Here is a 19,122-nt window from a genome sequence, read left to right as displayed (position 1 = left end):
CGCAACACAATAATAACATTACATAAATTAGCTACGGGGCAGGTTTTTTCGTCTAAAAGCTATACAGGGGATAACATGATCACAACTAAAAAAGCACTACTAATGGGCGGACTATTTGCTATCGCAGGTACAGCAAATGCAGGCTATGAGATAAAAACAGGTGAAAACAGTAAACTTATTTTTGGTGGTTATATCAAGGTAGATACTCGTTATACAGACGGTAACATCGAAGCGAATGACTATTGGTACGGCGGTGGAAATGTACTTGCTGAAGATCAGTCTAATTTCGGTATTTCGGCAAACGAAACCCGTATAAATACCAAATACATACATGGTGATGTTACTGGATTTATTGAAATGGATTTTTATGGTGATGCTATTGCTGGCGGCGGTAACGAAATTATATCTAACTCTTCAAATCCTCGTATACGTCATGCATTTATTCAATACAAAAACATTTTAGTTGGTCAAACTTGGACTACTTTCCAAAATACCAGTGCATTGGCTGAAGCAGCCGATTTTGGTGGTCCTCTAGTTGCATCAGCATTTATACGTCAAGGTCAAATTCGTTATACCATGGGCGGTTTACAAGTTTCGATTGAAAATCCAGAATCTTTTGGTGGTAACCGAATAGCTACCAGTGACACCGCTGGTGATGGTGTTCCTGATTTTATCGCTAAATATACGTTCTCTGGCGACTGGGGTAATGTTTCAGTATCAGGTTTAGGCCGTAAATTAGAATCGACTTTAGGTAATACTCATTCAGCATTTGGTTATGGTGTTGCTGGTCGCATTAATACGTACGGGAAAGATGATTTCCGCTTTCAAGTATATGGAGGCAACGTAGGTCGCTACATTGGCGTAGTTGCATCTACGGATATCGTTGGTGAAGAAGTAGAAGATACCACTTCAGTTATGGTGGCATACCGTCATTTCTGGACAGAAGATATGCGTAGTTCTGTATTCTATGGTAATACCACAACTGACGAAACAGACCGTGATAGAACACATTGGGGTGTTAATCTATTTAAAAACTACACTAAAGAACTTTCTTTTGGCGTAGAAGTAGGTAATTTTGAAATGGCTGAATTTGATGCAGACTCTAACTACTTTCAAGTTTCTGCAAAATATACGCTTTAGTTAAACAGTTGTTGAGAATCCTAATCAACTTCTATTAGTCAACCTTTGCTATTAGGTTGCGTTTGAGGGAAGCTTCGCTTCCCTCTTTTTTGTTCTATAACTAAATAAACAAACAAGTAAAAAGCACATCTTCATTAAAAATACGTATTATAAATCAGTCAATTACCATCATCTTCAGTTGAAAATAAAATTGAATCATCACGTCTTTTTGTATCTGTATAAAACAGATCGAGTCCTAAAAGAAATCACACTACTATTTGGCATAAATACTGCTTTATTCAATACATAAATTAAACCGTCAAAATTTTGTATTATTGGAGAAGCTTATGGAATTAATATTATTTGCCATGGTGGGACTTGTTGTTATTGTTGCTTTGTTAGCAAGCCGCTTAAATGACAATAGCTTTCCTTTTCCATTTGATCGTAAGAATGCCATTTTTACGCCAGCGGAAAAGAATTTTCAGAACTTGGTTGAACAAGCCATGGGACCTGACTATCGTGTACTGAACCGAGTAAAGCTTTCTGACATATTAACCATTCGAAACGGCGTATCAAGTAAAGCCAGCCAAGCTGCTGCCAATAATGCCGATAAGAAATACTTAGATTTTGTCTTGTGTGATCGTAACACCATGAAACTGCTTGGCGCTATCGACTTAGTTGATACTCAAGGTAAAGGCTACAAACTTAAAAAAGATTGGTTTGTTAGTGGCGCATTAGAAGCAGCGTCAATTCCACATTTAAGAATTAAAGTAAAAGCCAATTATACTGTTGAAGAAATACGTTCATGTATTAATACACGTTTAATTGGCAAAGCCCAACCAGAGCCAAAAATGAAAGGTAGTGTGATACCTGCACCTATGGTAAGAGTAAGATCTAAAAATACAGCAGGTGTTCTTAGCCCAGCGGCTGCTCGTTCTCAATTAGAAGAAATGAATAAGCCTAAAGTGGCACGACAAATACCTGCTCCACGCGTTGCTGCCCTTCCTCACTAGTAAAATTATGAGTTAACATCTTTTATATTTATACATCTAACAGCATCCTTTAGCTGTTAGATGTATCAAATAATTATCTTTTAGCGCACCAGTCAATTAAGCCTACTTATTGAAAATAATCTTCATATTTGATCATTCACACAGATATATTTACTCAATAAAATACTCCTGCTTTTCCTTAATATTACAGCTATAATTGCCTTATTATTTAAAGACTAATTAACGGAAAAACATAATGAAAGCTGGAATTATTGGCGCAATGGAGCCTGAAGTTGCCATTTTAAAAAACAAACTAGAAAACTGTGTAACAACTGAGCACGCTAGTTTTACATTTTATGAAGGCACACTTGAAGGTAGTGAAGTTGTAATTGTTCAATCAGGCATTGGCAAGGTTGCAGCAGCTTTAGCCACAGCTTTTTTAATTGACAAATTTAGACCTGATTACATAGTAAACACTGGCTCAGCAGGTGGTTTTGAGCAGTCATTAAAAGTGGGCGATATTGTGATCAGTAGCGAAGTAAGATATCACGATGTTGATGTAACAGCTTTCGGTTACGAAGTAGGACAATTACCATCTAACCCTCCAGCTTATATTCCTCATAGTACGTTAGTTGAGGCAGCTCAAGAAGGTATTGCCGAGTTAAGCTCAACCTCTGATACGCCTATTCAAACATTATTGGGTTTAATTACCACGGGCGATACATTTATGACAGCGGATGCAGATATTGCTAAAGCGCGTAAAAACTTCCCAACAATGGCTGCCGTTGAAATGGAAGGTGCTGCGATTGCTCATACTTGTCATCAATTAAACATACCATTTGTGATCATTCGTTCAATGTCTGATATTGCAGGTAAAGAGTCGCCAACTTCATTCGAAGCTTATTTAGAAACAGCTTCAGTTAACTCGTCTCAACTGGTATTGAATATGCTAAATGCCATGAAAGATAAAACACTCGCTTAACTAAATAGTACACCGTCAATGATGAATCACTTTTTATTAGAGCATCCCTTCATTTTATCTTTACTGATATTTACTGTCGTTGTTCTAGTAAAAGTGTTTCTCTCTATCTTTTTTATTAAAGAGCCCATGCACTGGTTTCGCTTTTTTTGTTCTCAGCTTGCAAATAAAGTAAATAACCCAAATAACAATCCTCACCAACAGAAAATAGCAGGCGCACTTTCTACATTTATTACCTTATTACCTTTGCTTCTTATTTTATGGTTGTTTGAAAGCTTTATTGAAGTTAACTGGTTATGGCACGCATTCTTACTGTATTTTGCTCTAGGCTCCTTTGGTTTAACAAGAGCCACTATTAAAACAGCAAAAGCTTTACTTGCAAAAAACACCTCAGAAGCTAAGCAATTAATCGCGCCTTTCACGTTGCGAAATACCGATAAGTTATCACCTTTAGGTATCAGTAAAACCAGTATTGAAATGCACTTACTGCAAACGATGCAACAATGTTTTAGTGTCGCATTTTTCTATTTCATATTTGGTCCGTACGCTGCACTCACTTTTAGATTATTACTTGAAATGCATTACAGCTGGAATATAAAACTACCAAAATATAGAGCCTTTGGTGCTTTAGTTAATAACCTAGTTCAAATATTACAATGGCTTCCAACCCGGTTGTTTGTACTATTTATTATGCTAGGTACGGTAGGACAGAATTCTCGATTATTTTGGCAACTGATTAAACAACATTTTTTTAGCCTTAATAACGCAATCAGTGTTTATGCGCTTGCCTTAGCCATTGAGAAGAAACTTGGTGGTGTTGCTTTATATGAAGATACAAAATTAAGACGTAATAGTTTTAATGATAAAGCATTAGAGCCAGATGCAAGTAGCATTGTGCATGCTGTTAAGCGAGTAAACCAAGTACTATATTTTTCATTTTTATGCCTAATTTTTAGTTCAGCTTTAACCTTAGTACTTACACTTAAAGTATAAATTCAAACGATACAACCTAAATACAACCTTAAGGTATTATATATGTTAATCAAAAAACTGCTCACAGTAGCGACTTTCATTTCAATTTCTATTTTTTCAGCCAATATATTTGCGGCTCAAACACCTATAATATCTCAAGATGAATTAGTGAAATTAATGTCTTCGCAAGATACGGCAAACTTTATTGTATTGGATGTAAGAACGGCTGAAGAGTTTAACCAAGGGCATATTAAAAATGCTATCAATATTAGTCATAATAGCGTTGCCGACAACTTATCTCTTTTAGCTCAACATAAAGACAAAATGATTGTTGTGCATTGCCGCTCGGGTCGAAGAGCAATTGTTGCTGAAAGCGTATTGCAAGATAATGGTTTTCTCAATGTTCGTCATCTTGAAGGTGATATGAATGCTTGGGTTAAAGCTAAGCTACCTCTAATAAAACAGTAAGCCTAATAACCGCTACATTTACTCTTTCTAATACACACAAAAAAGCCGTTATCACTAACGGCTTTTTACTTTTTAAACCTCAAATTTTACAAGGCTTTTGTTTACCTTAATAAAGATTAGAAAGTGTAGTTTAAACGTGCGTAGTAGTATCCACCCATCCAATCAACTGTATTGCCTGACCAGTAAACAGCACCACAACAGTCATCGCCATCGTCTACATCAGGATAAGTATCAAAGATATTTCGAGCACCTGCAGATAAAGATAAGTCATCACTTAACTGATAGCTCATTTCTAAATCAAACAATACAACAGGGTCATATTTTTGAATTTCTGTCGCATCGGTATCAATAGCATTTTCATACGAACCATAAATATTCGCACGTACTAGGAACGTAAACGCATCATAGTCATGCTTGGCTGAAACAACACCCTTCCATTCAGGAATAGAGTTTTCTAAATCAAAGGCATCTTCTTCGCTTAAAAACTCACTAACCTCTGAATCTATTTCTGTGGTGTTATAGTTCACAGACCCCGTTAGAACAGTGTTACCCATTGTATAAGTTGCAACAAAGTCCATACCTGAAGTCGTAGTATCAAATGCATTTTGGAAATAGTTTACACCGCCAATGGTATTAGCACCTTCAACGCCAGCAGCTTCCAAAGCTAAGAACTTGTCATAAGCATCACCTGATGTCGGATCCGTTGATACATCGATAGTTGAAACCGCATAAAAACGGTCATCTAAAGCAATGTTATAGAAATCTAATGTAACTGTTAACTCATCAAAGTTACCAGATAGACCTAAACTATAGTTAACAGAAGTCTCTGGTTTTAATGCTTCTGCACCTAATGCTTGTCCTACATTACTTAACGCTGGGAATAAACCTGTAGCAACAGGGAAACCATCAGGTAAACGTGTTGATACGTTAGTTGTACCTTGTTGACCTGGTGTAGGTGCACGGAAACCTGTACCCACTGAGCCACGTAAATTAACCGAATCAGTTAAGGTATATTTGAAAGCAAGTTTACCAACAAGTTCAGAACCAAAATCAGAGTAATCTTCATATCTGAAAGCGGTTTGTAAAAATAGTTCGTCAGTAACGTCACTACTTAAATCAACATAAACCCCCATCATGTCTCTTTCATACTTACCAGAGTACTCAGGAGAAAAACCAGGGAAACCATTTGAACCCACACCAACAGCTTGATAAACAGCATCATCGCTGTCAGCACAGTTTAATGTTGAACCATTACTTATAACGCCTAAACCAGCTGCAGTAGCTGTACCGTCATCATTACAGAAGCCGTAAGGGTCAGCACTTGAATAGGCACCAACAGAATATGATGCTTCATCCCCACCTGTTAACTCATAAGTTTCTTCCATATAAGTTACACCGAAAGCTAAAATTAATTCATTAGCAAAACCTACATCAAAAAGTTGAGTAAAATCTGCAGAAAATTGAAGCTCTTCATTAGTTAAATCACCTGGCTTAAATGATGTAGGAGAATCCGGGCCTAAAGATGGGTTAATTGTATTATCTAAAGTATAAGAAATTTCATTTGAACCAAAGCGAGCACTTATATCGTAAGTCATCTCATTAGCAAACTCACCTTCTAAACCTGTAAGAATTGAAATGTCTTCGATCTCACCGGTAAATCTAGGTGTAAAGCCACCTGGGAATTTTTCTAAAGGAGAATAAAGCGACCCATCTTCTAAACGAACATTTTCGATTGTGCCATTACCTGGGTAACGATAATAAAAACCGCCATCGCCTTCACTATCAGAATAGTTACCAAAGGCATAAAATCTCATAGTATTGCTTATCTCATAACCTGAGTTAAAGAAAATGCGAGTAGCAGATGTATTAGGTTGGCCCCAAGGTTGAACAACATCTTCACCACCTAGGTTGGCAGCATCTAAACCTGCGATAAAGGCTTCTTCAGAGTATCCAGCTAAAGATGTATCGAATCCCCCAAAACGCGGATCATTAACATCAACACAAGCCCAGTCTTCACAATATTGTTCTGCACGAGAAGTTGAATTTGAGTCAGAAATTTCACCCGATACACTTAAAAAGCCTTTATCACCAAGAGCAAAACCGATATTACCACTAATAGTAACTAGCTCTCCGTCACCTTCATAATGTTGACCCATTTCTACAGAAAGTGAACCTCCTTCGTCATTATCTTTAAGTTGGAAGTTGATTACACCTGCAATAGCATCTGAGCCATATTGCGCAGCAGCACCATCACGAAGTACTTCAACACCTTTTAAAGCAGAAGAAGGGATTGTTGCAACATCAGGACCTTGCGTACCTGAACCACCAATCTGAACGAGTGCAGAACGATGACGACGTTTTGAGTTAACCAATACTAAGGTTTTATCGGTAGGCATACCACGTAATGTAGCAGGACGAATAAATGAGGCTCCATCAGAAATAGGCTGACGAGACAAAGAGTAAGAAGGTACTAAGGTTTTTAAAATATCATTGGTATCAGTAAAAGGCACCGCAGCTAAATCGGCTTCACTTAATACATCAATAGGAACGGCTGAATCGGCTAACGATCGTGGAACACCACGAGCACCTGTCACCACTATTTTCTCGTAGACCTTTTCTGCTTCGACTTCAGCTTCTTCTTGTGCTGATGCTGAACTCATAGATATTGTACTAATAGCACAGGTGATTAAACTGGTTTTTATTGCTTTACTGAGTAATGAATATTTAGCCATAGTGAACCTCTGTCTCTCATGTTTTGGTGTGGTTTTCTTGTTGTTTTTTTGCCTCTAAATCGAGGCATGGGTTTTCTTTTGTAGAAAAAGTTTATTCAGGTTTTGCAATTACCATTTCAATTTCAATTAACATATTAGGTCCGCCAGCTAAGCCTGCGATTTGAAATGCTGAACGCGCTGGTTTATTTGGTTGTTCTTTAGTTCCAAAGTATTTTGTGTAAGCTTTCATAAAGCCTGAAAAATCCATTTTTCCATCCATCGTTGGATCACCAACCATAAATACTTGCATTTTTATAACGTCACCAAAATCTACACCTAATTCTTTAAATGAAGCTTCAAAACGTTTGAATACATTTAACGCTTGAGTCTCAGTATCACCATAATATTTACGGCTACCTTTTTCAGCGGTTGCATCAACCGGACCTGGCACCATGCCGCTGTGAAAAATTAACGTAGTATCAGGTGTAACTTCTACTGCTCTTGAAATAGGAAATGGGTTGTTATTTGGTAAAGCATGACGTGTAACATCAGCCATAGCACTGCTCATGAATAATGTACTTGCAGCTACTAATAAGATTTTCTTCATGGATAAAACTCCTAAGTTTATTTTAATTGATAAATATAAGTGGCTAAGTTCGCCGCATCTTCTTCTGATAAAACTACATTGCTTGCAGCTTTCATTTGTTGACCATAAATGTCTGATTCATCGGTCCCTCGATAGCCTTGTCTGAAATGATTTAATTGAGTAACTAAATACCAATCGTTTAAGCCATTTAACTTCGGTGCTCCTAATGCTTTATTCCCTTCTCCGTTTTCTCCATGACATGATGCGCATGATTGATATTGTTCCTTACCTAAATGGATATCCCCTTCAATCATAGGCTTAGGTTTTGTTGATACGGTTTGAGTAACCCAGTTAGCAATTTCTGATATTTGTTCATCTGATAGCTTCCCTACCATCACCATCATTTCACCACCGGTTTTATCAGCAGGATGAGAGCCTCTTTTACCTAACTTAAAGTTTTGAAGTTGTCGCTCTACATACCAACTAGATAGGTCTGTAAGTCTTGGTGCACCAATATTCACATTGCCCATTAATTGACTGCCGTGACAAACAGTACAGTAATCTAAACCAGCTGGAGTTGGGGTTTCTTTGGCTTGAACACTATGTCCTAACGAAGCCATCAACAAACTGAACATCAAGGTTTTAACGCGCATAAGAAGCTCCTTTTTTATTAGCGTTTAATTCAACTAATTTATTAAGTTGTTGGAGTGCTTGCTCACTAGAAGCTAACGCACCTTCTTGCCAACCAGAGTGATGACTAATTTGATCACCAATCATAAAGTGTCGACCTTCAGGCTTTTGTAATAACGGAAAGTAGTCATCCCAAACATCTTTATCTAAACGCATACCACACCCCATCTGGTGGTTCATTCTTCCCCATGGAATTGAGATGCCATTTTCAATATATTTGCTATAACCTGGATGGATTTTTTCTGCATTAGCGGCTCCGACTTTAAGGCGATCTTCATGAGATAAAGCTTCAAACATTGCAGTAGCTTTTCCGTCCCAAGTGTAAGCACCTAAAAGAATGCCTTTTTGGGCATTGATATCATGCGAGGGGTACCAAATTTGACCAATAGGTCCTGTGGTGTAGCTAATGCCACCATAAATGCCATCACGCTCCCAAAAACGTTCTTTCATTTGGTAAGCAATTTTAAATAAATGGCCACGCTTTATGCTGTTCAGAGCTTTTTGGTAGGTTCCATCAAAATTATTTTCGATACCTGCCATGAAGTAAGCAGGAATATTATTGAAGCAATAATCGGCTTTAATGGTTTTAAATGAACCGCCTTGTTCATAAGTAACCTCTACACCGTTATCTGTGTTGAAGATTTTTTTAACTTGGGCATTTAATACGGGTTTTGTTTTTAATTTTCTCAGAAAACCTTTAACGACAGCGTCCATTCCACCAACAGGTTCCATTAATGGTTCACACCAATCAAATTGCTCAGCTCCTAGAAGTCCTCCATACCAAAAACTGCTATCTAACATAGCTTTTAATTCGATAGGAACATTTGGAACAGGAAAATCAAGCATACGATCAGTAGTAGAACCTGCTCTCTCACTGCCTATATATTTTCCATTTTCGGTTAAATCGCCATAAGTTTTAGAAAATGACATAAGCTTTGCTACATCTTCTTCTGATAAGAATTGATCGTATTGATTGTTGTCAGCAGCTTTCCATAACAACTCAGACATTAAGCCTCGAACATCCGTGTGATACTCAATAATGCGCTTAGGTTTACCGCCTAATGACTTTTCATCATGAAAGTAAGCCATCTTGCTGCTATTAGCTTTGATCTGTAATGGCACATTGAGTGTTCTACAATAGTGCAATATTCTGCGGTGATGACCTGGAATTCTTGCTGGGCCACAGTTGAAAAATAAATTATCTTGTTTATCAAAATTACATATTTGAGGACGACCCATTTCATCAATTTTATCACCATGGCGAACCGTAAGGTTACGTCCACCAGGTCTAAAAGATGCTTCTAAAATAGTGCATTCATATCCTGCTTGCTCTAATTCTAAAGCAGTTGCCAAACCTGCAATTCCTGCACCTAAAATTAATGCTGTTGGTTTTTCTCCTTTGGCTGCGGGTTTAATGTTAACCGGCCCTTCGTAAGCGCTTTCAGGGGTTAAGCCTAATGCTAAGCTCGTTTTTAGTAACGCTGATGACCCACCAGCAGCACCGACATACGTCAGAAATTGTCGTCTTGTAATGTTGAGCATAATGACTTTCGTTAACTCCATATAATTGATTTAGACACTAGGTCAAAACATGAAATTGATACTAACGAGACTCTTCGTACAACAGAACACTGAAAAATATTGTGCGCCCCCCATATTTTTTTTATAGCCTTGTAAACAATCGCTTTTGAGGCTGTTTTTAAACAACAATAATGTAAAAAAAATCGCTGGCATTAAATTTGCTCTTAAAAGGGATCTTGTGACTTATCGAATTATTTGATCCAAAGACAACGAATCACTCGTATTACTTACATTCAAACAGATCCAACTTAAACAACTCACAGAATTAGGTTAGAAATGAACTCTAAACAGCTACAATATTTTTTAACTACCGCCGATCAAGGTAGTATTACCGCAGCAGCGAGAGAATTAGATGTTGCCCAACCCGCAATTAGTTTGCAGTTAGCTAATTTAGAGCACGAATTAAAAACCAAATTATTTGACCGTGATTTTAGAGGTGTAACTTTAAATGCAGCAGGCAAACTATTTGAGCAACACGCCCGCATTATCTTGGCGCAAATATTCAATGCAAAAGCTGAACTTATGCAAGGAGAAATGGATTGCAAAGGTAAGGTTGTTGTAGGAGTGAGTCAGGCAGCTTGTAATGTATTGTCTGCTGTTCTTCTCACTGAATTAGAGCATAGACATCCAGGTATCGATCTCTCTTTTAGAATAGGACCTTCGCACATAGTTGATAAATGGCTCGCAGATAAGGAAGTGGATTTAGCTGTACGTTATCATCAAGATGGTACTGAAAAAGGCATATTACTGCTTCGAGAAGCTTTGTCTTTATACATATCTAAACAGCCTAAAAACCCAACCTTTAGTGAATTAGCCATGTACGCTTCTATTCCCTTTGAAGAATTGCAGCATTATGAAATTTTTATGCCCGATGAAAAAGACGCACTAAGCACACTTCTTCATGAACAAGCTAAAAAAGTGGGTATAACTCTAAAAAGTAAAAAAGCCTTTGGCCAATTGATGACCACCCTTCACTATGTAACTCAGGGCTTAGGTTTAATTATAGTGCCATCTTCAGCAACGTTTCATTTAGAGTTAAGCCAACAATTAAGAAAAATTGAGATTATTCAGCCGAATATTTGGCGTGATGTTTATTTACATTTTTCAGAGAAATCTAATCATACACCTGCAGTGTTAGCTGTATATGAGTTAATTCGTGAAACAGCTGCTACCGCTCATGCCAATAATTCTTGGCAAGGTGAGTTAATAGATACCCAATATGTACGTCAGCCTGAGATAGCCATTGAAGCTATGGTTGAAGGTTAAAAGCTAAAGTTTGAAGTTTGAAGTTTGAAGTTTGAAGTTTGAAAATGTTAATTTAAAAGCACAGTAAATAGCACGAAAACTATTTACTGTATAATTTTAGCTAGGACTAAAGCTTAACCTTCCATTCCCCAGCCGTCGTTGTAGCCATTGAACTTATTAGCTATTTGTTCGAATTGCGCTTCTTGAGCAACAATAGCATCGTAAATAGGCATTAAGTTAATTGAGCAATCAAGATCCCAAACATTAGGTGTTTCGTCTGGATGAATATCGCACTTAATATCAGGAGCAACTTCTGCCAAATGAGCAGCCATAGCTTCTGCATCTTCTTTCTTAGCGAATAATTGAAAAAACACCACGTTATGGATAACGGTTAAATCAATACCTGCTTCATGCATTTCTGCCAATACTTGGCCTGTTTCATCGTTTGGAAAAGTCATATTCTGTATAGCTCTAATAAAATGCGGCAATTGCCTGAAATAATATTAAACATTATAAACGCCAATGTTTTAAATGGATATAAAATAAAAGCGCTAGTGAGCTAACTGCGACCAAGGCAACCAACTTAAGCCTAACCTTAAGCTACCTAATATTTGCTCTTTGCTATTGGTGTGATAGCCATAAACGCGAATACCAAAAATATGTACCATAATACTTGCCGCTTTTTGCTTAGCTTCTTCTTCGCCATAAATGGTAGCAAGTCGATTGCTATAAACATTTTCAATAGTCAGCAAGTAATCAGCAATATGTTGCTTTAAGGATGTTTGGTTATCTAATTCAAGTTGGCTTTTTAACAAGAAGCAGCTGCAATAGTCTGTTTGTGTCGATTCATCAACGAGGGAAAGCAATAACTCACAAATCCCCTGCTCTATAGTGTCGTCATTACTTAGTTTAGCTTGTAAGTATTCGACGGATCTTTTACCGTAAAAGTCGATGGACTCTTTAAATAAGCCTTCTTTGTTACCAAAGGCTAAATAAACACTTCCAGGTTTTAAACCTGTAACTTCAAACAATGCTTGCATTGAAGTTGCACTGTAGCCTTCACGCCAAAATAGTGATGTAGCTTTTTCAAGAACATCTTGTCGATCGAATTGTATTTTAGGCATTATTAGAAAAATCCATGCAAGTTTTATTAACATCATCTTACAACATCTTGAATGCTTGTTCAAAAAACTACTTGTAGGTTTTAAAAAAAAATGATTGAATGAACATTCAAGCTAAAAAGCAGTAGGATGAATTATGTCTTTAATTGAAAAAATTGACGAATACAAAAAAGTATTCAAAGAAAAAGCGCCTAAGAACATACAAGAATTAATGCAACAAACGACACAAGCCCTTGCTGATTCTGGTATTACTTTGAAAGCTCCTAAAGAAAATGAAACCATGCCATTGTTTTCATTACCTAACCACAAAGGTGAAACAGTTTCATTGGCTAATTTATTAGAAGATGGCCCTGTAGTTATTACTTTTTATCGTGGTGGCTGGTGCCCATACTGTAACTTTGAGTTACGTGAATACCAAAGCTCACTTGAAGAGATTAAATCTTTAGGTGCAACATTAGTTGCTATCACCCCAGAATTACCTGATGCATCCCTTTCAACATCAGAGAAAAATGAACTAGCATTTGACGTTTTATCCGATGTTAATGCGGAATATGCGAAAAGCTTAGGCTTAGTGTTTTCTTTACCTGATGCATTAAAACCAATTTATTTATCATTTGGTATTGATGTAGAAAGCCACAATGGTGAAGGTCAGTTCGACTTACCACTAGCTGCAACTTTTGTTATTGCTAAAGATGGAACAGTTGCAAGTGCTTTTGTAGATGCTGATTACACAGCAAGACAAGAGCCAAGTGAAGTAATAAAAACATTAAAAGCTTTATAAGCTGAAATTAAGTTTTAAGCTTTATAAACAAGTAAAAACCTGCTGATGCAGGTTTTTTTATTGCTGAAATCTATACTTTTCTTTATTCGTATAGTGTATGAATAAAATAATTATCTTCATTTTTTATTCTGAAGGAATAGCGCTAAACCATCTTTAAACCAATAATCAAATTCTTGCTGATGATTTGGGTACATTTCAAATAACATGTCTAACACCATGCTTTCTGTTAATACAGAGCATGAGTCTTTTTGCTCAAGCTGCATAATTTCCCGTATCAGGTTTCGCCCTTTATCATTACTCATTAAGAAATAAAAAAGTGCATTACTGTTTTGATAAAGTTTATGAGTGTTATTGCCATGCCAGTCAGTTTCAGAAAACAATAAATTTTCTATTTCCATTGGATATTTCTGATCTTGTAAGCCAGAAAAGTCGAAATGTTGAAACTCACCACTTATTGATATTTTCTCAAAATACTTTGCCATCCCTTCATTAAAAAAGCGCAACGACTCGCCCCAATAACTGCGATTAAAAGCATGAATAGCTTCATGTATTGAGGTATTGATAGCTTGTTTGTACTCAATAAATTCAACAACCGAAGCGTGTTCAGGATAAAGGTAAACACCTATCGTTCCTTCAGCTGAACGCCCTTGCTCCATAACATAATCTTCATAATCAGTGCGACTACCAAGATAAACTATATTTAAGTCTAATTTATGGCTTAGGTTAATATCGAATTCATTTTCTATGTGGCTAAATACATAAAACAACTTTTGCTTAAGCTCGTTTGTAAACACTCCACTTTTATCATCTAAGTTGGTATTTAGCTCATAGTATTTCTTTGTTGTTTGATGCTTTTCACTCGCCTTGTCATCTATCACAACTAAAGTTTCAGTTGTAGTAGAAGAGAGTAAAGGAGCCAAGCAAGTCGCAGATTTAGACTTTGGTTCTAATTTATCAGGTTGTTGATTGCCATATAAACTTTCAGTAAGGTATTTATTCGTTTTTTGTATTTTATTAGAAGGATATTCTTCAATGATATTGGCGGGATCATTTAATCGAGTAAACACAGATTCTACTGCATCAGAGTAAAGAATGAGTAAGGTGATAATAGCTAAAACGATAGCCAAAAATAATAGTAATAATTTGTTTTTATTTGGCATTTTCGTTATTAGAAAGATTTTTTATGTGATAACAATTAATGTAATTCAACTAACAGTTTGGGTCAATTAATAGTCAGTTTTGTCATCACGTTCGAAATATTCTTTATGGGTAATAATCAACCAAAACTTGGCTTAATAAACCTTTTCTATTGTGACTATTTTTAACAATAAAGTAATAAAAAAGCCCGAATATTTCTATTCGAGCTTTACTTGGTAGTTATGCTTTTAAAAATTGAGTTTGTTGCTCAACCAATAATTAGAAATCAAAAACAAAAATATAACCATTGCCACGAACACTTTTAATGACCACATTATTGTTTATTGCGCGTAACTTACGTCTAATATTTGAAATATGCATGTTAATGCTTTGGCTACAATAAAGTACATTTCGTTTGAAAATACTTTTAGCTATATCTTCTCTAGAAACCACTTCACCATTATTGCTCATTAACATATTTAATAATTCAAACTCTATACCTGTCGTTACCACTAAATTATCGTGACAGTACAGTTCACGTTTATCACGACACAACAAAAAAGACTTTAACTGTAATTGGTTTTTTTCAACACTCAATCTATCGAGTTGCTTTCTTCGAAAGAAGACTTCTACCTGCGCTAAAATGACCTCTTGGCTGCTACTTCTTTTTATACAATTGTCAGCACCTGCCTTGAGTAACATTACAACTTCAGGCTCTTTAATATCATCTATATAACTCCAAATAACTAATCGCGTAGTTTTTCGGATATATTTAATAACATCAACTAAATATTCAGACGGTTTTTGTATATCAATAAAAATCAAATCAAACGGATTTGCCATTACCTGCTTTACTAATTCAACCACAGAATAACAATGAATTAACCCGCTATATTCTTCTTTTAAACCGCGTAACCACATAGACGATGCTTGATCAGCACTATCACAATGATCACTTAAAATTAAAATACGTTCATGAAAGTTCATGATATAAACCTGCTTAAATTATTGATCTGCTAATGTAGCTCGATAACCTGTAGCAGTTGAATCGTCGTTTTCTAGAATAATATATTGAGGTACAGAGTCTTCATCTAAGATTAACTCAAAGCTTGTTAGAATCAATTCACTTGAATCGTCTTGCGCCACAACATAAACAATATAAGTATTGTTTAATAACGTAATGGTTGATGAATCGCCATAAGATACTGATTGTTCGTTAGACGTAGTATCAATCAATTCACTATTTTTAACATAATATAGTCTTACAAGGCTGAAGTCGTCAGAATCGATAAAGTTAACAGACGTCATTTTATGATCATAAATACTAGAATCATTACTGTTATCAACAACTAAAGATTGGATAGTTATTTCAATTTCGTCAATTTGGCCATCATTGTTCTCATCAATATCACCATCGCCATCAGCATCAACACTGTCTTCTTGAATGTAGAAGAAAATTGTTTTATCTGAATCTTCAGGCAAAGTTAATAAGTGATTTTCAATCATCACATTACCTGTATCAGGGTTAGTAATCATGACACTGTAGTCGCCACTTTCTTGTACTAACTCTTCACTAAATGAGCCGTAAGAAAAAACGCTTGTTGTAGCTGTGCTTGCTAAGTTTTCAAGTGTTAATGTTACATCACCTTGATATTCTGGAAGCAATTCATGTGTTTTAATTGCGTTATAAGCTTTAAACGTACTTTGTGAATTTATATCAATGTATTCAGTAATTGAAGACGTAGAAATAAGGTCGATAGTGTATGGAGAACCACCTTCTGTGATATTTGCTCTTACTGTAATGATATATTGAGTTGCATAAGAAAAAGTAATTTCGTCTGACTCAAATAACACTTCATTTGTATCAACATCAGCTAAGTAAAAAATATAAGTTTCTTGGTCAAATTTTTGGTTGTCTGATAATGTTTGATAGCTAAACTCACCAACAAAAACAGCTTCATTGAATGTTTCATCGTCTTTTGACATGTACATAGCAACGTTTTGATCACTTGCGAACATATTTAAAACTTGAAGGTTAAATAAATCGTCATCAGCATCATCATCGTCATCAATCGTAGGAACATTATAAATTAATAGCTCTGGTGAACTAACATCGCCATTTAACACTAATAATTGTGTTGATTCTTTTACAACGTTAAGACTACCTTCTAACAATATTTCTAAGTCGTCTCGAGAAGTACTATCATCATTTTGAAAGGCTATTTCATAAAAATAATCACCGTTTTCAATACTAGTAGCTGAACTTAAAGATAAAAACTCTATGCCGGTATAAGTTTTTTCATACGCATCGTCATCTTCATCATCTAAATCTTCATCAATTGTTAAATAAATTGCTGGAGCATTTGGAGATAAATTATAAAATCTTATATCGCCAGTGCTGTCATCATCATCGCTTGAACCACATGCAGATAACATGAGCACCATTACAAAAAATGCAGCGTAAAACCATGGGTTAACGCTTAGATTGGAACGTTTGTCTAAATTCATCAATAAAACCTTATAAATAATAAGTTGGATAGCTACATCGAACGCTGAATTACTGAATTAATAAGTCAGCTGATCACTTGGGTCATAGACGTAATCCCTTTATTAATGGTTCTTCACTTGTGATAAAATTTACATTTCTTTACTTTTATTTATTTAGTTCCTGCCTACAAAAACAAAATAATTAAGATATAAAACAATAAGTTAACAATTAAAAATACAAATAAAAATATATTTATTTAGCATGTAACAAAATGTTTTATTTAGTTATAAAATACCAAAAAAGGCTGAATACCTATCAATATTAAAAATAAGGATATTAGGAATATTGTGAAAACGAGTGGTTTTATTGCCTATTTAGTAGGCAGTTTAAGTAATGCGAGCTAGAATTAAAGTTAAAGGTTTTTACTTGTTTCTGGGGTATATTTAAAAGTCATTCGAGAATAAGTGATAAAATCGGCTAACCGACGTATGATTAAATAAAATAAGATCGTGTATCAATAAAACCACGACAAAAAAATAGGGAATACTATGTCTGAATATATAATTAGTCAGATGCACATTGAAGCTGCACGTAATTCTACTGACGACTTTAATCTGTTTCATGATAAAAACCGCTGGCATAGGATCAAAGAGAACCCTTTCCAAGGTACTGTTGCACTCGGCTTCCAGTTAGGCTGTTTTGTAGAAGACCAAGTCAACCGCTCTCCTAAAAATTACGACCAACAACTTAAACAAATTGAAACAGCAAAAGTTAGCGTAAACCCGCTTAATTTCAGTCAGTATGAATTTACGTTTGCTGGCTCGGTTAAACCTGGTGATAGTATTTCGCTAGTGGTTCGTGATGGGAGACTTTCAGATATTGCGGGTGTTGAGTGTTTCTCAAATCGTATAGCACTTAAGGCAAATGGTAAAACCGTATTGCTTGGTTATAAGCGTTGTACCAGCGAACATATTGTTCCAGGGATTACCAACTTGCCAGATTTTTCTGAAATTATAAACAGCAAAGATCGTACTTTTATCACGCCAGAGCAATACTTTGTTAAACGTAAATATATGATTGTCGGCAATGCTAAAAACTTTTTAACCAGCTCTTTTGCTGAGCAATCTGAATACATAGATGAGTTTATTGATAAAGTGAGCTTTCCTGAAATGTATCCGATGAGTTTGTTATCATCAGCTTTATTAGAGCGCGCACAAGCCGTTGGACAAGACTTAATAGAAGAGCCTATGATTTATATCTCTCATAAGCTTTCCATCGATAAAACAGTATTAAATACACTGAAAAGTAATGACAGTTTAAATATATTAGTGAGCCCACCACAAAAATCTACAGATGAAAGCTCAGAATACGTAACCCACGATTGCACTTGTATATTGTCAAACCACAAAATACTTTTTCAGGCTGAAATACAATTATCGCCATTATCCGCTTTATTAAAGTAGCCGTAACGATTACCACAAGTAATAGCGCTTAACGGCTTAAATAACCAAATACGTTACTGTGCAACATCATAAAAAGTAGGAATACCGCTAACTTTTGAGAAATGCTCAATGTAAGCACTGATTTCTTCAGGGATATTCAAATCTTTAATAAGCGTTATTGCTCGTAATCGACCAAACAAATCAACATCATCAATTGATAGTTGTTCGTTTACATGCTTTTCGCTATGTATCATTGGTGCAAGTACTTTTAACTCATCTTCCAACTCTTTTATCAAAGCATCGCTATCAGCTAAAGCTTCAGAAAAAGAACCAAGTTCTTTGGTTTTTTTATTCGTAAAATAATCAATTGCACTTTGTGTTTGAAACTCACCCACTCCCGACGTTATCCAACGCGGGTAAAGTAGTTTTTTAAAGAGTAAATTAACTTTTTTTAACCACTCATTTAAATCTTCGCGGTTGGCTGATTCAGCAAAAATCGGTGAACCATCTAATTGATCTAAGTATTTAACTATATCTAAACTTTCAGCCATAAAGCTGCCATCTAACTTTTGCAAAATAGGACAAGCTTTAACACCTATCATTGAAATTGGCGTAGCCTCGTCGTCGCTCGATAATACCGAGATATCAACAGGAATGTTTTTCATACCAAAAGGCATACGTGCTCTAACACAGTATGGGCAGTGATCATAAATAAATAAACGCATGGTTGTCATAATTAAGTTCTCAAATAAATCAATTAAATAGCTCTGTTCATTTTATATTATCATATTTTTTAATGTACTTAAGGTT

At 35.7% G+C, this 19,122-nt stretch carries 18 protein-coding genes; 8 read left to right on the top strand and 10 right to left on the bottom strand.

All coding sequences use genetic code 11. From position 1 onward, the window contains the following. Positions 1–75: 75 nt before the first annotated feature. The 5 genes from Q5N69_RS05125 (at position 76) to Q5N69_RS05105 (ending at position 4,530) form a co-directional block, all read left to right on the top strand. Entirely contained in the window at positions 76–1,140 is a 1,065-nt protein-coding gene (locus Q5N69_RS05125; protein ID WP_304367786.1) for a hypothetical protein, read from the top strand. A 326-nt stretch (positions 1,141–1,466) separates the two neighbouring features. Beyond that, on the top strand, positions 1,467–2,132 hold the full coding sequence (locus Q5N69_RS05120) for a DUF2726 domain-containing protein (protein ID WP_304367785.1): 666 nt from the start codon (positions 1,467–1,469) through the stop codon (positions 2,130–2,132). A 235-nt stretch (positions 2,133–2,367) separates the two neighbouring features. Beyond that, positions 2,368–3,093: a 5'-methylthioadenosine/S-adenosylhomocysteine nucleosidase gene (mtnN, locus tag Q5N69_RS05115; RefSeq protein WP_304367784.1), complete on the top strand. Its 726-nt coding sequence runs from the start codon at positions 2,368–2,370 to the stop codon at positions 3,091–3,093. Between the two features lie 126 nt (positions 3,094–3,219). After that, on the top strand, positions 3,220–4,083 hold the full coding sequence (locus Q5N69_RS05110; RefSeq protein ID WP_304367783.1) for a cobalamin biosynthesis protein: 864 nt from the start codon (positions 3,220–3,222) through the stop codon (positions 4,081–4,083). A gap of 42 nt (positions 4,084–4,125) precedes the next feature. Continuing rightward, positions 4,126–4,530 carry a rhodanese-like domain-containing protein gene (locus Q5N69_RS05105; protein WP_304367782.1) on the top strand — a complete coding sequence of 135 codons (405 nt, stop codon included), beginning with the start codon at positions 4,126–4,128 and terminating at the stop codon, positions 4,528–4,530. 116 nt (positions 4,531–4,646) lie between these two features. Here the strand turns inward: Q5N69_RS05105 and Q5N69_RS05100 are convergent, their stop codons facing one another. The 4 genes from Q5N69_RS05100 to Q5N69_RS05085 form a co-directional block, all read right to left on the bottom strand. Next, complete coding sequence (locus tag Q5N69_RS05100) at positions 4,647–7,262, bottom strand: TonB-dependent siderophore receptor (protein ID WP_304367781.1); 2,616 nt, start codon at positions 7,260–7,262, stop codon at positions 4,647–4,649. A 91-nt stretch (positions 7,263–7,353) separates the two neighbouring features. Beyond that, a complete protein-coding gene (locus Q5N69_RS05095) occupies positions 7,354–7,848 on the bottom strand; it encodes a RidA family protein (protein ID WP_304367780.1) in 495 nt (164 codons plus the stop codon). Positions 7,849–7,865: 17 nt separating this feature from the next. After that, complete coding sequence (locus tag Q5N69_RS05090) at positions 7,866–8,480, bottom strand: c-type cytochrome (protein ID WP_304367779.1); 615 nt, start codon at positions 8,478–8,480, stop codon at positions 7,866–7,868. Further along, on the bottom strand, positions 8,470–10,059 hold the full coding sequence (locus tag Q5N69_RS05085; RefSeq protein ID WP_304367778.1) for an FAD-dependent oxidoreductase: 1,590 nt from the start codon (positions 10,057–10,059) through the stop codon (positions 8,470–8,472). The genes Q5N69_RS05090 and Q5N69_RS05085 overlap by 11 nt, the downstream gene beginning before the upstream one ends. Positions 10,060–10,374: 315 nt before the next feature. Here Q5N69_RS05085 and Q5N69_RS05080 point away from each other — a divergent pair, with 315 nt between their 5' ends. Further along, entirely contained in the window at positions 10,375–11,364 is a 990-nt protein-coding gene (locus tag Q5N69_RS05080) for a LysR family transcriptional regulator (protein ID WP_304367777.1), read from the top strand. A 113-nt stretch (positions 11,365–11,477) separates the two neighbouring features. On the opposite strand, the gene Q5N69_RS05075 is transcribed toward Q5N69_RS05080, so the two are convergent. Further along, complete coding sequence (locus Q5N69_RS05075) at positions 11,478–11,801, bottom strand: ribonuclease E inhibitor RraB (RefSeq protein WP_304367776.1); 324 nt, start codon at positions 11,799–11,801, stop codon at positions 11,478–11,480. A 93-nt stretch (positions 11,802–11,894) separates the two neighbouring features. Then, complete coding sequence (locus Q5N69_RS05070; protein WP_304367775.1) at positions 11,895–12,467, bottom strand: TetR/AcrR family transcriptional regulator; 573 nt, start codon at positions 12,465–12,467, stop codon at positions 11,895–11,897. A 133-nt stretch (positions 12,468–12,600) separates the two neighbouring features. On the opposite strand from Q5N69_RS05070, the gene Q5N69_RS05065 reads away from it, so the two are divergent. Then, positions 12,601–13,245 (top strand): peroxiredoxin-like family protein, encoded by a 645-nt coding sequence (locus Q5N69_RS05065; protein ID WP_304367774.1) that lies wholly within the window; start codon positions 12,601–12,603, stop codon positions 13,243–13,245. A gap of 116 nt (positions 13,246–13,361) precedes the next feature. Here the strand turns inward: Q5N69_RS05065 and Q5N69_RS05060 are convergent, their stop codons facing one another. From Q5N69_RS05060 to Q5N69_RS05050, 3 genes are all read right to left on the bottom strand, one after another. Next, the gene (locus tag Q5N69_RS05060; RefSeq protein ID WP_304367773.1) at positions 13,362–14,405 is read right to left on the bottom strand and encodes a hypothetical protein; all 1,044 of its coding nucleotides are present in this window, start codon (positions 14,403–14,405) and stop codon (positions 13,362–13,364) included. A gap of 256 nt (positions 14,406–14,661) precedes the next feature. Beyond that, positions 14,662–15,369, bottom strand: coding sequence for a response regulator transcription factor (locus Q5N69_RS05055; protein ID WP_304367772.1), 708 nt, complete (start codon positions 15,367–15,369; stop codon positions 14,662–14,664). Positions 15,370–15,387: 18 nt separating this feature from the next. Further along, positions 15,388–16,890, bottom strand: a complete 1,503-nt coding sequence (locus Q5N69_RS05050) for a hypothetical protein (RefSeq protein ID WP_304367771.1) — start codon at positions 16,888–16,890, stop codon at positions 15,388–15,390. A 528-nt stretch (positions 16,891–17,418) separates the two neighbouring features. Here Q5N69_RS05050 and Q5N69_RS05045 point away from each other — a divergent pair. Beyond that, on the top strand, positions 17,419–18,333 hold the full coding sequence (locus Q5N69_RS05045) for a hypothetical protein (RefSeq protein ID WP_304367770.1): 915 nt from the start codon (positions 17,419–17,421) through the stop codon (positions 18,331–18,333). A 53-nt stretch (positions 18,334–18,386) separates the two neighbouring features. On the opposite strand, the gene grxB is transcribed toward Q5N69_RS05045, so the two are convergent. Beyond that, positions 18,387–19,046: a glutaredoxin 2 gene (grxB, locus tag Q5N69_RS05040; RefSeq protein ID WP_304367769.1), complete on the bottom strand. Its 660-nt coding sequence runs from the start codon at positions 19,044–19,046 to the stop codon at positions 18,387–18,389. Positions 19,047–19,122: the final 76 nt, after the last annotated feature.

The sequence above is a fragment of the Pseudocolwellia sp. AS88 genome (genome assembly GCF_030551755.1).
Lineage (GTDB): Bacteria > Pseudomonadota > Gammaproteobacteria > Enterobacterales > Alteromonadaceae > Pseudocolwellia.
The sequence above is the reverse complement of the archived record's forward strand: the minus strand, read 5'-3'. Positions and strand labels throughout refer to the sequence as shown.